Consider the following 14,680-nt stretch of genomic DNA (forward strand, 5'->3'; position numbering starts at 1 on the left):
GGTACATGAGCGAAAATATTTACAGTCATTGCGAGCGTTCGCAATGACATTAACCGAACCGTATTGATAGATTTTGGTGAGTTTGAGAAATAAAAAAGGTAACTCTGAACAATCAGAATTACCCTAATTTTATTTTTTAATTTTCTGCTCTGGCAAACTAAGCAAAAGCGGCAGTTTTCACATCATTATTGGACAGAATCTCTTGCAACTCGTCTGCATCTACGGTTTCTTTATCCACCAGCATTTGCGCGATTTGGTCAAGGATGTGGCGATTATTTACCAGCACTTCTTTAGCGCGGGTGTAGGCTGTGTCTACCAGCTTGCGGACTTCTTCATCAATAGCAGCAGCTGTCTCTTCTGAGAAATCACGCTCTGACATGATGTCACGTCCCAGGAACATATTACCTTGTTGACGACCAAGGGCAACTGGGCCTAATTTATCGCTCATGCCGAATCTGGTAATCATTTGGCGAGCGACACGGGCGACTTGTTGTAAGTCGTTGGAAGCACCTGTAGTTACTTCTTCATCACCAAAGATTAATTCTTCCGCAATCCGACCACCCAAAGCTACAGCCATTTGGTTTTCCAGATAAGCACGGCTGTACAACCCTGTATCCATGCGGTCTTCGCTGGGGGTGAACCAAGTTAGACCACCTGCACGCCCACGGGGGATGATGCTGATTTTTTGCACTGGGTCGTAGTCGGGCATCAATGCACCAACCAAAGCGTGACCAGCTTCGTGATAAGCTACTAAAACTTTGCGTTTTTCGCTCATTACTCGGTCTTTCTTCTCTGGCCCAGCTAATACGCGGTCGATCGCATCATTGATTTCATCCATCGAAATCTCGGTCAGGTTGCGCCGGGCTGCTAAGATGGCAGCTTCGTTGAGCAGGTTGGATAAATCTGCACCGGTAAATCCAGGTGTGCGACGAGCGATTTTATCCAAGTCCACATCCTTCGCCAAGGTTTTACCACGGGCGTGAACTTTGAGAATTTCGCTACGTCCAGAGTAGTCAGGACGGTCAACGACGACTTGACGGTCAAAACGACCGGGACGCAACAAGGCTGCATCTAGTACGTCGGGACGGTTGGTAGCGGCAATAATAATGATGCCTGTGTTACCTTCAAAACCATCCATTTCGGTGAGTAACTGGTTGAGGGTTTGTTCCCGTTCATCGTTACCACCACCTAAACCTGCACCCCGTTGACGACCTACTGCGTCAATTTCATCGATGAAGACGATACAAGGAGCGTTGGTTTTAGCTTGCTCAAACAAGTCGCGGACGCGGGATGCACCCACACCGACGAACATTTCCACAAACTCAGAACCAGAGATGGAGAAGAAAGGAACGCCAGCTTCACCAGCGACTGCACGGGCGAGGAGGGTTTTACCTGTACCGGGAGGCCCTACTAATAGGACACCTTTAGGGATTTTTGCACCAACTGCGGTAAAGCGATCGGCATTTTTCAAAAAGTCTACGACTTCGTTGAGTTCTAATTTGGCTTGGTCGATACCAGCGACATCACCAAAAGTGACTTGGGTTTGTGGTTCCATTTGCACTCTGGCTTTGGATTTACCAAAGTTCATGGCTTGGCTACCAGGGCCATTTTGAGCGCGACGGAGTAAGAAGAATAAGCCCACTAAGAGCAATACGGGGAAAAATAAGCTGCTGAGTGCCTTAAACCAAAATCCTTCATCGGTTTGGGGCAGAACAGATATATCAACGCCTTTTGCAGTAAGTGTATTGATTAGTTCTGGATCGTTAACTAAAGTTACAAGTTTTTTAGTTGCGTCATATTTGGGTGTAACTAAGGCTGTGGAACGGTCTGCACTCAAACTGACTTTTTCTACTCTACCTTTTTCAACTTCTTGAATAAACTGACTATAACGCCATGATTCCCGATTTTGGGGTTGTTTATCAAAGAAAGCTGTGCCAAGCGCAATTACAACAATAAATAGCAGCGCGTACAGCCCCGCATTTCTCCATTTTTTATTCACCGAGGTTTTTCCTCCCGTATTTTAGTGCGTAGGGCATTATTAGAATTATGTTAACTTATCTTAACGTATAACAAAATGATACATCTGTCATGCTAAAAAAGCCTCCTGAGATGTTGAAAGCATGAATGGTAGGAGTTATATCGTAGCAACCCTGTAGGCTGGTGAACGGTATGTATGGGAATAATTTCCACCACACTATTAGTGTAGGCGATCGCCTCGAAGCCTTTGACTAACTCTAATGTCCAAGGTTCCTCTCGGACTATCTGTTGATGACTTTGCCAGTCGTCAATCAGTTGTTGTCGGAAAATCCCTGGTAAAATTCCCGCCGTTAACGGTGGTGTCCACCATCTCCCATTCTGCCATCCCCAAAGGTTGCCTGTGGTGGTTTCTAGCCAGTTTCCTTCAGCATCAACTAAAATTGCCTCGGCAAAGTTGGATTTTTGGGCGTTAGCCTTGGCTAACCATGCACTCAGGTAATTACCAGTTTTATGAGAGGGCAAACTACGATACAATTCTGGGGAGGCAATGGTACAAGCTACGCCATGTGCTTGCATTTGCGAGAGATTTTCTGGTAAAAATCTGCCGATAATCCATTCCCGCCCATCAGCAAAGATGGCGATTCTGAGAACCGGAAAGTGTGACAGCATTAATTCTGCACCTTGACGTACACGCTGCCAGTCTGGTTGTTGCCAATCTAAAGTTTGGATGGAGGAATTTAGGCGATCGCTATGTGCCTGCCAGTTAGTTAAACTACTATCAAGGGAATTTTCATAAACTCTCAGCGTAGTAAACACCGTCGCCCCATACAGCAACCCCGGATCATAAATATCTAATTCTAAAGTTTGAGACTCAATTAACTTGCCGTTGTACCAGAACATATAGTGCTGAGTGCTGAGTGCTGAGTGAGGGAGAGACATCAATTCAAAATTCAAAAATCAAAAATAATGACTCTTGCCTATTGCCTATTGCCTATTGACTATTGACTATTGACCATTAATTAATCTTTTGGTGGAAATATAATTTGACTCACCCCATCAGCATTAGTCACAATTTTCCCCCCTAGATTTTGAATTTCACGGATAGCTCTTTTCCGCGTTCTTTCATCAACTTGATTATTTAATATCATTGCCCAAGTGGCAATTTGTGCATATTTACTGTTGGGATTTTGCTTGAGAAAATTAGCTGTTTTCAGAGAAGTAGTCACTACATATTTACTTTCTTCATCTGTGTAATTACTTGCCCAATTTGCAGCCGACATAAAAGACTGTTGAGCCGCTTGCCCATCACCTAAAAATAATAATTCGTCAATACCTTTATAGCGCCAAATATAATATGATTTTTCTGGGAGCTTCGGTTTTAAAGACTTCAAGCCTTTTTCCATCAATGCTATTGAGCGTTCTGGCATAGCAGCATAGAGAGAAATGCTGGTAGAAAGACTGATATAAGTTTCTAAAAATCTGGGGTTTTGTTCTATAATTATCTCAAAATATTCGGGACTCAAACTGTAACCTGTTCTAGCTCGAATGTCATCATCCCCAAAGTATTGTAAAAAATTTAAATAAGTCCAATCAGCCACTAAATTATCATAACCAAAACTTGGTGTTTTCTGGAGTAACTTGAGTCGTAAATTTTCTACTTCAATATCTCTTTTTAAGCTTTCTAAAGAAGTATATTGTTGACTATTTAATAATTTTTGTAGCCTGGGAGATTGCATCCAGCCAATTCCTAATGCACAGACGCAGATTACAACAGGTGCGAGTATAGCTTGACGAGACAGTAGCATAGTGTTTCCAGTTTTACTCAGCAAAAGTTACTTTATTTGATATGAGAGGGTGTTGGAAAAGTTTCAGTAGGTATAAAAATGTCATTCTGACTGGAGCGGAGCGTCAGGAAGAATCTAGGTTTTGTGGCACATACCGAGATGTTTCATTCCGCTACGCTGCATTCAACATGACAAAGAAACAGACTTTTCAAACGTCCTCTAAGTAGTCTTCCCGTAAAAGCACCCAATCTTATCACAACAATCTGGGATGTATGTAGGCAAGCATAGACATTGACCACTCTATAACTACTGCTAAATAGAGCAAAGTCAAGCTGAAAAATTAAGTGTTATGTTATACTCCTATCGAACAAGCAATAGAAAGATATTGAGTGAGATAATTTGTTAATTTTACTTAATTTTGTTAAAGAAAGTTAGTAAAATTTTCCACATCACTCAAAATCGGATATTGTTTTGATGAAAACCCATCATCTCTAATAAAGTCATGGAAAATACTGAAACAGAAGAATTAACAAGTAATGGTCAACTTGTAAAGTCTAGCAATGGTGATTTTCAATCAATTGTCACCCATATTGATTCTAATAATTTGAGTGTCAACAAAATTATTGACGCGATTAAGGCAGCCATAGTCGAAGTGGTAGAACTAGAAATTACGACTTGGGTGGCAGAACCATCTAATCAATCAGATGCAGAATTACAAGATAGTCCGGAAACTGCTAAAAAAGGCAACAGAATCTACACCAAGATTAATTTGGTGGATGGAGATATAGAAAACGAAGTAGGTAGTCAGTTTCTAGCTGGTGGCCCTTATGCAGAACTTTTAAATTTTCATTTAACCCAGGTTAAAGACAGCCGAGAAATTATTCAGAAGAACATAGAGAGTGTACATAAGATATACAACATTTTGATGGAGATGTATAACTCGCGGAAAACATCACAGTTTTAATCCGAGTTTTCGGGTGCTTATCTAGGTTAATCATGCAATCATAAAACTCAAAAGTACGATGATTTAACGCTAGGTCAATTTGCCTCTGCTTCTACTACAAATTTCCTTTTCATCGCCATACATACCAGGACTAAAGGCGTAATTGCTATGCAAAATAGAACTCAAGCCAAAGATGGTGTGCTGACTCCAGATCAAAATGGTGTCACTCTTTCTAATGATGTGCAGTTAAAAAATGGTAGTCAATCGAGAGAGACTATTCAATTTAAATCTAGAAATTTATTAGATAGCTTTGTTTCCTCTGTACAGCTACTAATTGACGACATCACAGCCTTAGAAGTAAATACTATGGTTGTTTCTAATATTAGTGGCTCTAAGTTTAATGCTTGGCAAGCTTATCAAGAAATATATTCTATACATGATAAAGACTACTTTAATGTTAAAGGAATTCCCGATGAAGGGTCACAAGCACAAGAGTTGAGAGAGCGTTATAAAAAGTTATTTGCACAACTAGAAAGAGAGTATTTTTATATTCTCATTGAAAATGAGAGCTTGCAAAATGCGAAAGTCGCCAGATATCAAAAGCGACTAGAATTCTTAAAAGAAATCAAACAAGGCAATATAGTCGAATCAGATCCTCGATATGTAGAATTAGGAGAACCAATTTTACCTCCGCCTACTCCTGTTGTAGATGAAGCAAATCGAGAAAATCGAGATGGTAATTGGCAACAAGTATGGGAAGAAAATCGTCAAGAAGTGCAAGCAATTTTGAACAATCAAAAATTTGTCCGCAGTTTGCGAAAGATTGCTGAATTAAAAGCTGCCCTTGACGGCGGAGATGTGACAAGTGTAAGGACTGACACTATCTATGCACAAACGGTGATGCAATTAGACGGGGATATTATTACTAGATATCATAAAGAACTGTTTAATTTACCAGAAGAAACAAAAAGTTTCATTCTCCAAGTTCACAATGAAGGCGTAGTTGCTGGTGAGAAACAATGGCGGGGTGTGCTAGATTTTATGATTAATTTTGTCCGGAGTCTGGCAAATTTATCTATCAATGGCAAACGATAAACTTCAGAAATATAGCCTTGCTGCTACCGAACTTGCTGTATCTTTGCAGATACCTCAAGGTGATAGTTTTGACTTGAAGGTTGAGCAAAATCAGTATAGTTTTTATCTAAATCAGCAAGTAGTAGAACAGATTCAAAAAGCTAAAGATACAGGAAATATTCTGGATATCCCATTAAAGCTATTAGTTCCGCTTTGGTACTGTCTTTGCTTTAGTGATGATTTTGTGGCGACTACAGAAGGAAAAAAAGACAGAACTCAGTCTTATGCTATTTTTGTAGTCAATATTCTCCGAGTTTTTTGGAGTAAATCTTCGGAAAATCAAACAACTTTACAGCCTGGTTTCACGTTTAATTCTTACTATCAGCAAGAGCCAAGTAAATCTACTGATGATTATGGGCAAGATTGCATTTTGCAAAGCGTTGTGTTGTTTCATGGTGATATAATACACAAAATTCAAAGAGATTTTATTGCTAATAATTCAGATTCTCGGAAAATTATTGCTGCTCACTATTGGCTCAGTGAACAAATATTAAATTCTTTGAGAAACAGATTAAACCTATTGGTTTGGGAACTATCTTCACTAGTTACTGGTTATTTTTACGCCTGGAATCTCTACTCATTAAAAGTACCTTATCTAGAAAATAAAATCATATTTTTTATTTTCCTTGGACTAGGGATAACCATAGCAATTGCCTTGAGTCGTAATTTACTACTTGGTCAGCTACAAAAACGTACTGATATCAGCTACAAATATCTCAATTGGTTATCGTGGGGAATAACTTGCATTATTCCCATCATATTTTTCATAACTTGGAGTATTAGCCAAGGGATGATAAATATTAATGCTATATTGTTACCATTTGTCCCATCAATTACACCTGTAGTTGCTAAAAGCTGTTTGGGTTTTTTCTGGCGACAGGTAGGCAAATTAATTGTCCGTTATGTATCGTCTGGATGAGCAATTCTCATCTTTGTAATAGATGCCAACATTGTTGAGCGATCGCCCAATCTTCCTGAGTATGAATTACCAACACTCGTACTGTAGAATCAGCAGTGGCAATATCTTGATCAACAGGCTGGTGTTGATTCTTCTCTGGGTCTAGTTTTAATCCCATAAAACCAAAGGCTTCACAGGCGGCTTGACGAATACCGGCGGATTTTTCACCTATGCCTGCGGTGAATACTAACACATCCAGCCCGCCCAAACTTGCTAGCATGGAACCAATACCAGAACGCAGATGATGGACGTAGATATCCCAAGCTAGTTGGGCGCGATAGTTACCTTGGGTAATGGCTTCTATCACCTGGGGTAAATCACTGGATACACCGGAGATTCCCCTTAAGCCGGAAGCTTTGTTTAACACGTAATCGAGTCTTTCTGCTGAGTAATCAGCTTGTCGTAATAAATATACGATAATTCCTGGGTCGAGGGAACCGGAACGACTACCCATCATCAACCCATCCAAAGGTGTGAAACCCATTGTTGTATCGATACTGCGACCATTTTTAATGGCGGCTAAGGAACAGCCATTACCTAAATGACAGGTAATAATGCGTAGAGATGCTAAATCTTGACCCAAAAGTTGAGCTGCACGGGTGGAACAGTATTGATGACTGATACCATGAAAACCGTAGCGGCGAATACCTTGTTCTACCCATTCATAGGGGCCGGGATAGATGGCGGCTGCATCGGGTAAGGTGGAGTGAAAGCCAGTGTCAAAGACTGCGATTTGAGGAACTTCACCTAAACTTTTCTCAATCGCTGCTATCCCTTCCAAAGCGGCGGGATTATGTGCTGGTGCAAGGTTGGAGAGACGAGCGATCGCTTTTTTCACTTCTTCAGTGATAATCACACTATGGCGGTAATTTTGCCCGCCATGTACCACTCGATGTCCCACCACATCAATTTCCGATAATTGACCAATTACCTTGGTCGCACCCCGACTGAGAGTATAGAGCATATAGACGACGTGTGCTTGTCGGGAGTCGCCATAGATAGATTCATGCAACGTTGCACCTGTAGCAGTCTTCACCTCAATTTCCGCTACACCCCTGTCTTGAGTCCAGTTAACTTTCCCTTCCCACAAGGGTTCGGGTGCTTCAGTGGGGATCGCATCATCGGGGATTTCATATAAGCAACTCTTTTGGCTGCTGGAACCAGCATTTAGTATTAGTACTTTCATTACTTTTACGCCAATTGGGTTTGTGAATTTTGGACGGTAAAGTCTGCAAATTTTAGCTATTAAATAAACTTATTACCGATTTTCTAGGAGAAGCCAAGACGTGAAACGTTTCCAGAAGCTATCCTCGGTCGTGATTCTGTTATTAGCTTTCATCTATCCACCTGTTTTAGTACAAGCTAAAGACATTACCCAGAATAACGTTCTCAATGAGCAGAGTGTTGAGACAGAAACAAATTTAGTACCAGGGAAAGACCAAGAGTTATTATTAGCTCACCGACGGTATCGACGACATTATCGTAGATATAGACGTAATCGAGGACACTATTACAGACATCGGAACTATTATCGTCATCACTACCATAGACGACGCTATCGTCACGGGCGTTATTACGGTTATGGACAGCCCTATCGTCATGGACAGTGGGAACTGATACATAATCGACATGGACAGTTGCAGTATGAATGGCGACGGTATTAAGAATTCTTAATTCGTAATTTAATAATGAATTACGAATGAATAATTACCGTGTAGTAGAGACGTTGCAGTGCAACGTCTCTACATATATCGGGATAGGGAATAGTCTTGGTGTGTGAGGTATAATCCCTAAATTGCTGGATGTATCCTTCTAAAAGTTGGGTATGTAACTAATGGCTAGCTACTACTTCACCTTCTAACTTGGTTAGTCTTGCGGCTAGTAGTGCTTCCAACTCTTCCAACGCTTTGGTAAAGCCTTTGATCCCTTCGTCTAGTTTGTCATAGGCCATGCGGTCTTCGGTGTGCATTTTGTCGAAGGTGGCTTTATCGATCGCTATCTTGGTAATATCAGCATTAGCGGCTTTGGCTGGGTCGAGTTTGCGGGGTAGTTCGCCAATGGTGGCTTGCAATTCACCCAATAATGAGGGAGAAATTGTTAATAAATCGCTACCTGCAAGTTCAGTAATTTCCCCAATATTACGGAAGCTAGCTCCCATGACTTCGGTTTTGTAGCCGAATTTTTTGTAGTAGTTATAGATGGTGGTGACAGACAATACACCAGGGTCTTCCGCCGAGGGGTAGCTATCGCGTCCGGTTTCCTTTTTGTACCAGTCGAGAATCCGACCGACAAAGGGGGAAATCAAGGTGACACCAGCTTCCGCACAAGCGATCGCCTGATGTAAACCGAACAACAGTGTTAAGTTACAATGAATACCTTCTTTCTCTAGAATTTCTGCCGCTTTGATTCCTTCCCAAGTGGAAGCAATTTTAATCAAAATCCGGTTGCGAGATAGTCCAGTCGCTTCATATTGAGCAATTAATTCCCGTGCTTTGGTAATAGTTGCTTCGGTGTCGTAAGATAAGCGAGCATCAACCTCTGTGGAAACACGACCAGGGATAATTTGTAAAATCTTTAAGCCAAAGGCGACTGCTAAACGGTCAAAAGCGAGGGAAACGATTTGGGCTTGGCTTGCACCTGCACCCGCGTCTTTTTTCGCTTGGAGTAAGGTTTGGTCAACAATTTCCTGATATTCTGGCATTTTCGCTGCTGCCGTAATCAGTGAGGGATTAGTGGTAGCATCTTGGGGTGTAAACTTCTCAATTGCTTGAATATCGCCTGTATCTGCAACCACAACGGTCATTGTCCGCAATTGTTCTAGTAAATTTTTAGCCATAAATACTCCGTGAATTTTGTTTATGTAGGATTTACCCTATCCCCTCTTCTGCACACCCATTTTTGTTCCATACAATTCTGATTTTGGCAATTTTTCTTAATCATTGCCCACTTTGGCTGACTAACAAGATCCTCAGCCTTATTCTAAGGGTGTTAGGCGGCGATCGGTTGTCCAATAGAATGCACTTTAATTAAACTAGTTGTGCCTGATTTACCAATTGGGACACCAGAAGTAATAACTACCTTGTCACCTTCATGCACCAAACCAGTTCTGACGACAGTGTTCATCACATTGATAAACATTTCCTCCGCCTGGTGGGCTGGTGGTGTCAGTAATGGTTCCACACCCCAAGAAAGGGCTAGCTGGTTGTAGGCGGTTTCATCAGGAGTTAAAGCAAAAATCGGCGCACTAGGACGATATTTAGACACCATTTTCGCTGTACTTCCCGATGTGGTGTTGCAAAGAATGGCGCGCGCGCCTGTTTCGTAGGCGATACGACAGACTGCTTCCGCTACCGATTCGGTGACACTTAGACCACCGGCTTCGTGAGTCCAGCAATGTTTACTACCTTCTTGCAAAGACTTTTCTGTAGTCACGGCGATATCGTGCATAATCTGGACGGCGGCAACAGGATACTGTCCCACAGCCGTTTCTCCAGATAGCATCACGGCATCTGTACCATCAAGAATAGAATTAGCTACATCGGTAGCTTCCGCGCGGGTGGGATCAGGGGCGCTAATCATCGACTCTAGCATTTGAGTTGCTGTAATTACTGGCTTGCCAGCCCGATTACAACGGCGAATGATGTCTTTTTGAATTAACGGAACTTGGTGGATAGGCATTTCTACACCCAAATCACCACGAGCAATCATAATCGCATCAGCGACTTCGATGATAGAGTCTATTTGCTCAACTGCTTCTGGGCGTTCAATTTTGGCAATCACCCGAATCGTTGCCCCAGCAGCTTCAATCATCCGTTGAGCCGGTTCTAAGTCATAAGGCGATCGCACAAATGATACCGCCACCCAATCTACACCCAACTGAATCCCAAACCGCAAATCCTGCAAGTCTTTTTCGGTAATGGAACTGACTGGGAGACGAGTTGCGGGTAAGTTCACACCCTTGCGAGTCGAGATCACTCCGCCAATTTTGGCGACTGCACGGATGCGATCGGCATCGCGATCGGTGACAATCAACTTGACCCGACCATCATTAATTAAGATCGGTTCCCCTGGTCGTACCATTGCAAACAAAGTCGGCAGAGGTAAAGGCAATTCATCTAAAGTATTGCCCTTTTCCTGCAACACAAAAGTGACTTCCTTACCAGCTTCTACCATTAAACCTTCCGGTGGTAGAGTTCCCAAGCGGATTTTCGGCCCACACAAATCTTGCATAATAGCGATCGGCTTTTGCTGTTCCGCGCTGATTTGCCGCAAATACTGAGCCGTTTGTGCATGGAAATCATAAGCACCGTGAGAAAAATTCAACCGTGCTACATTCATCCCAGCATCTACTAATGCCTGTAATCTTTCAAAAGCCGAAGTAGCAGGGCCTACAGTACAGATAATTTTTGTTCGCCGCATAGTGAGGAGGGGGTAGGGAACAGGGGACTGGGGACTGGGGACTGTGGATAGGGGACTGGGGACTGGGGACTGGGGACTGGGGATAGGGGACTGGGCAATACTCTTCTTTCCAAATACCCAATACCCAATACCCAATACCTAATCCCCAATACCCAATACCCAATACCCAATACCCAATACTCAATACCCAATACCTAATTAAACAGTAGCCAGTTGCTCTCGATGTGCCATTGACAACATCAGGTCAACTACACGGTTGGAGTAGCCCCACTCGTTGTCATACCAAGCAACTACCTTGAAGAAGTTGGCGTTGAGTTCGATGCCTGCGCCTGCGTCGAAGATGCTGGAGTGACTATCGCCTTGAAAATCTGTGGAAACTACTTCCTCATCGGTGTAACCTAAGATGCCAGCAAGTTTGCCTTCAGAGGCTTCCTTGACTGCTGCACAGATTTCTTTGTAACTGGTGGCTTTGGCGGTTTTGAAGGTTAAATCCACTACGGAAACATCCGGAGTGGGGACGCGGAAGGCCATACCAGTTAACTTACCCTTCAACTCTGGTAATACTAGGGCGACGGCTTTGGCTGCACCTGTGGAAGAAGGAATAATATTTTGGGCTGCACCGCGTCCACCGCGCCAGTCTTTTTTGCTGGGGCCGTCTACCGTGGGTTGGGTAGCAGTCATGGCGTGAACTGTGGTCATTAACCCTTCAGTTAAACCAAAGTTATCATTAATTACTTTAGCGATCGGTGCTAGACAGTTGGTGGTACAGCTAGCATTAGAGACAATCAAATCTTTGCTGGGGTCAAATAGGTCATGATTGACACCAACTAACAGTGTCCGTACTCTTTCCGGGTCTTTAGTCGGTGCGGAAATGACTACGCGCTTGGCTCCTGCTTGCAGATGCTTAGATGCGCCTTCATGGTCGGTAAATAATCCCGTCGATTCCACAACGTAATCTGCACCCAATTTTCCCCAAGGTAATTCGGCTGGATTCCTGACTGACACACAAGGAACAAAGCGTCCATCAATGACAATACCGTCTTCTCTGGCTTCAATCTTGGTTTTTAACTTACCGTGAGTGGAATCGTATTTTAATAGGTAAGCCAGGTTATCTGGTGGTACTAAGTCGTTAATACCCACAAACTCGATGTTAGGGTTATTAATGCCAGCGCGAAACACAAGTCGCCCGATTCGACCAAATCCATTGATGCCAACTTTCAACTTCGTCAAAATTAAACCTCCTGTTATGGGAAGGTAAACAAAAGGGAAAAGTCCAGTTTAAAACAAGTTCCCTGTGACCCTTCACCTTCTGATCCTGACAGTCTCAGTTAGCTAAATGATATTTACTAGGTATCTTTTAAGGTTTTCCACAACTATCAAGTGGATGAAACTCTTTTCATGTATCATATCGAGCATTTATCTAGCTTTGAGTATATTTACACATACAAGTTCAAGACTTAGTCCACTAATTAGGAGGGTGCGTCAGCATGAATAATTTCTTGGTATGCCTAGTTTCCTGGCACTGACGCACCCTACATTTTGGATATTTTTTTATGAAAAAAAGTTAGGTTAAAAATCCTTATTTAGTGTTTGCTAAAACTTGTTAGCGGCTGACGATAAAAAGTTGTCGTTGACAGTAATAATGAGCGTACTAAGTGTTTGCTGTTTGAGATGCAACAGCCAAAAGAATGAGCGATCGCACTCTATCGGGATACTGACGAGTAAAAGGAGAGCGATCGCCTGCTCAAAAATTGTGTTTCCGACCCCGATTTTTGCAATATTTAAAATACTATACATCGATTGATAAAGTGTAGTTTATCTTCACCTCTCACAAATTCCCGGCACACAAAACAGCAAATTCTACCAAATGCAAAAGTATATATATTCTTTATTTAAACTTCAAATAAATACTTAGGTAAATTTACTATGATAATCTTGTGTTCTTCACACATTTTTCTCACAAAATGGTGGATATGCAAACTATATCTTCTATGACTCTCAGAAAATAATAACCAAAATAGAATGCTGTAACTTTGACTCAGTAATAGTTTGAGGCTTGTTTTCCTCATATTAATTCAGCAATAAATCAATTTTTTCAGCTACTTAAGTAAGCAATACCAATAACACAGATAGATTATGCAGCACCTGACCGAAACACCAGTCCAAAAACAAGCCCGCAACATTTCTCTTGAGTCAGAAATATTTATCATTCCCATAGAGAGATACCAAGAGTTTTACTGTCAGCAATTCCTAGAGGCGACAAAACTGGATTACACAATGGCGTGTCATCCATCATCTGCTTTTTGGGTGGTCAATTCTATCAAAGTTAATGAGAGTGAAAATGACACACACTTTCTATTTGTTTCTGAGGGCGAAGTCACCCTTAACAGCAATAACGGAGAGTTTTTATTACGAAAAAACTGCTTTGCCGCAGTCCCAGGAAACTTTTCGTTAGATGGTATAGGAAAAGTGTTAGTGGCAACGCGACTTAACTACACTGGACTGTTCACAATTGGAGGGCCAATTGAACCATTAGGGCGATTGAATTATATTGATGGTTGTTCTTCAACAGTGCTGATTAATCCTTTAAGACGAGGAGAACCCTGCTTAAATTTCCTCTACGTTCCTCCAGGTGTATCGCAAACTCCCCATACTCATCCATCATTGCGGATTGGGCTGGTGGCTGAGGGTAGTGGAACCTGTCAGGTAGAAGAAGGAACATTCAAAATGGAGCAGGGAACAGTCTTCTGTCTTCCAGAAAACAAGTTACATAGCTTCTCGGCAATTGATAACTCTTTAAGAATCATTATTTATCATCCAGATTCTGATGTCGGCCCAACAGATGATTCTCATACAATGCTGAATAATACTTTTGTAGGAGAACAATCAGCCAAAGTTCTGGATGCGATTAGAACTAGATAACAAGAGACCATTGATAAAGTAAATATTCAGTAGCGTGTGTTACGGCTATGAAAGGATTTGAAATAAGCAGACAATCATAATTAGCCGTAACGCACCATATTAAGTAGTCGCACAAAATTAAATTCATTTGTGAAGAGAGGGAACAGGTTACAGGTTACAGGAAGACGATATGTGTAATTAATTTTGTTTAGGTACTTATACCAATTCACAAAAATCCTGATACATATAGCTTACTCGTTGGGTATTGTCCGCCCACCGTTAAAACGGTGGTCTCATAGCTTAAGTCCATTAAAATGGACTCTGATATTCAGTCCTCTTGAGAGGACTTTAGCTATGAGACAGGGATTTACAATCCCTGACGGACTGACGGACTCACGTATTTGTATCATTATTAAAGTGAAATGGTATCACATGGTGCTGCGTTATATTACTGGCTATTCTTTTAACCCATTACCCATTACCAGCCCCAGATTATATGGCGGTGCGTTAGGCGCTAAGATAGTTACTCTGTGACAAATCATCTCGAAAATCTGCGCCTAACAC

14 protein-coding genes are annotated in these 14,680 nt (G+C 41.9%); 6 read left to right on the top strand and 8 right to left on the bottom strand.

What is annotated here, in order from left to right:
- Nucleotides 1-157: 157 nt before the first annotated feature.
- From ftsH3 to FD725_RS28105, 3 genes are all read right to left on the bottom strand, one after another.
- Nucleotides 158-1,999, bottom strand: coding sequence for an ATP-dependent zinc metalloprotease FtsH3 (ftsH3, locus tag FD725_RS28095; RefSeq protein WP_179051155.1), 1,842 nt, complete (start codon nt 1,997-1,999; stop codon nt 158-160).
- A gap of 92 nt (nt 2,000-2,091) precedes the next feature.
- On the bottom strand, nt 2,092-2,877 hold the full coding sequence (locus tag FD725_RS28100) for an aminotransferase class IV (protein WP_179051739.1): 786 nt from the start codon (nt 2,875-2,877) through the stop codon (nt 2,092-2,094).
- A gap of 119 nt (nt 2,878-2,996) precedes the next feature.
- Nucleotides 2,997-3,782 carry a hypothetical protein gene (locus tag FD725_RS28105; RefSeq protein ID WP_179051156.1) on the bottom strand — a complete coding sequence of 262 codons (786 nt, stop codon included), beginning with the start codon at nt 3,780-3,782 and terminating at the stop codon, nt 2,997-2,999.
- Between the two features lie 481 nt (nt 3,783-4,263).
- Between FD725_RS28105 and FD725_RS28110 the strand changes: the two genes are divergently transcribed.
- From FD725_RS28110 to FD725_RS28120, 3 genes are all read left to right on the top strand, one after another.
- On the top strand, nt 4,264-4,725 hold the full coding sequence (locus FD725_RS28110) for a hypothetical protein (RefSeq protein ID WP_179051157.1): 462 nt from the start codon (nt 4,264-4,266) through the stop codon (nt 4,723-4,725).
- 147 nt (nt 4,726-4,872) lie between these two features.
- Nucleotides 4,873-5,799, top strand: a complete 927-nt coding sequence (locus tag FD725_RS28115; RefSeq protein ID WP_179051158.1) for a hypothetical protein — start codon at nt 4,873-4,875, stop codon at nt 5,797-5,799.
- Complete coding sequence (locus FD725_RS28120) at nt 5,786-6,757, top strand: hypothetical protein (protein ID WP_179051159.1); 972 nt, start codon at nt 5,786-5,788, stop codon at nt 6,755-6,757. The genes FD725_RS28115 and FD725_RS28120 overlap by 14 nt, the downstream gene beginning before the upstream one ends.
- 7 nt (nt 6,758-6,764) lie before the next feature.
- Here the strand turns inward: FD725_RS28120 and FD725_RS28125 are convergent, their stop codons facing one another.
- Nucleotides 6,765-7,982, bottom strand: coding sequence for an acetate kinase (locus FD725_RS28125; protein ID WP_179051160.1), 1,218 nt, complete (start codon nt 7,980-7,982; stop codon nt 6,765-6,767).
- Between the two features lie 100 nt (nt 7,983-8,082).
- On the opposite strand from FD725_RS28125, the gene FD725_RS28130 reads away from it, so the two are divergent.
- On the top strand, nt 8,083-8,460 hold the full coding sequence (locus FD725_RS28130; protein ID WP_179051161.1) for a hypothetical protein: 378 nt from the start codon (nt 8,083-8,085) through the stop codon (nt 8,458-8,460).
- A 167-nt stretch (nt 8,461-8,627) separates the two neighbouring features.
- Here FD725_RS28130 and FD725_RS28135 read toward each other — a convergent pair whose 3' ends face one another.
- From FD725_RS28135 to FD725_RS33205, 4 genes are all read right to left on the bottom strand, one after another.
- Nucleotides 8,628-9,632, bottom strand: a complete 1,005-nt coding sequence (locus FD725_RS28135) for a transaldolase (RefSeq protein WP_179051162.1) — start codon at nt 9,630-9,632, stop codon at nt 8,628-8,630.
- Nucleotides 9,633-9,784: 152 nt separating this feature from the next.
- Nucleotides 9,785-11,215: a pyruvate kinase gene (gene pyk / locus FD725_RS28140; protein WP_179051163.1), complete on the bottom strand. Its 1,431-nt coding sequence runs from the start codon at nt 11,213-11,215 to the stop codon at nt 9,785-9,787.
- Between the two features lie 198 nt (nt 11,216-11,413).
- Nucleotides 11,414-12,445, bottom strand: coding sequence for a type I glyceraldehyde-3-phosphate dehydrogenase (gene gap, locus FD725_RS28145; protein ID WP_179051164.1), 1,032 nt, complete (start codon nt 12,443-12,445; stop codon nt 11,414-11,416).
- A 363-nt stretch (nt 12,446-12,808) separates the two neighbouring features.
- A complete protein-coding gene (locus FD725_RS33205) occupies nt 12,809-13,012 on the bottom strand; it encodes a hypothetical protein (protein ID WP_179051165.1) in 204 nt (67 codons plus the stop codon).
- 339 nt (nt 13,013-13,351) lie between these two features.
- Between FD725_RS33205 and FD725_RS28155 the strand changes: the two genes are divergently transcribed.
- Both FD725_RS28155 and FD725_RS28160 read left to right on the top strand, forming a co-directional pair.
- Nucleotides 13,352-14,137, top strand: coding sequence for a cupin domain-containing protein (locus tag FD725_RS28155; RefSeq protein WP_179051166.1), 786 nt, complete (start codon nt 13,352-13,354; stop codon nt 14,135-14,137).
- 333 nt (nt 14,138-14,470) lie between these two features.
- On the top strand, nt 14,471-14,650 hold the full coding sequence (locus FD725_RS28160) for a hypothetical protein (protein ID WP_179051167.1): 180 nt from the start codon (nt 14,471-14,473) through the stop codon (nt 14,648-14,650).
- The last annotated feature ends 30 nt before the right edge of the window (nt 14,651-14,680 follow it).

It is taken from the genome of Nostoc sp. TCL26-01, from assembly GCF_013393945.1.
Classification (GTDB): domain Bacteria; phylum Cyanobacteriota; class Cyanobacteriia; order Cyanobacteriales; family Nostocaceae; genus Trichormus.

Coding starts and splice junctions, on each gene's coding strand:
- FD725_RS28120 (WP_179051159.1), top strand. CDS start 5,786: ATGGCAAACGATAAACTTCAGAAATATAGCCTTGCTGCTACCGAACTT.
- FD725_RS28135 (WP_179051162.1), bottom strand. CDS start 9,632: ATGGCTAAAAATTTACTAGAACAATTGCGGACAATGACCGTTGTGGTT.
- pyk (WP_179051163.1), bottom strand. CDS start 11,215: ATGCGGCGAACAAAAATTATCTGTACTGTAGGCCCTGCTACTTCGGCT.
- FD725_RS28110 (WP_179051157.1), top strand. CDS start 4,264: ATGGAAAATACTGAAACAGAAGAATTAACAAGTAATGGTCAACTTGTA.
- FD725_RS28160 (WP_179051167.1), top strand. CDS start 14,471: ATGAGACAGGGATTTACAATCCCTGACGGACTGACGGACTCACGTATT.
- FD725_RS28105 (WP_179051156.1), bottom strand. CDS start 3,782: ATGCTACTGTCTCGTCAAGCTATACTCGCACCTGTTGTAATCTGCGTC.
- FD725_RS28100 (WP_179051739.1), bottom strand. CDS start 2,877: ATGTTCTGGTACAACGGCAAGTTAATTGAGTCTCAAACTTTAGAATTA.
- FD725_RS28155 (WP_179051166.1), top strand. CDS start 13,352: ATGCAGCACCTGACCGAAACACCAGTCCAAAAACAAGCCCGCAACATT.
- FD725_RS28125 (WP_179051160.1), bottom strand. CDS start 7,982: ATGAAAGTACTAATACTAAATGCTGGTTCCAGCAGCCAAAAGAGTTGC.
- FD725_RS33205 (WP_179051165.1), bottom strand. CDS start 13,012: ATGTATAGTATTTTAAATATTGCAAAAATCGGGGTCGGAAACACAATT.
- FD725_RS28115 (WP_179051158.1), top strand. CDS start 4,873: ATGCAAAATAGAACTCAAGCCAAAGATGGTGTGCTGACTCCAGATCAA.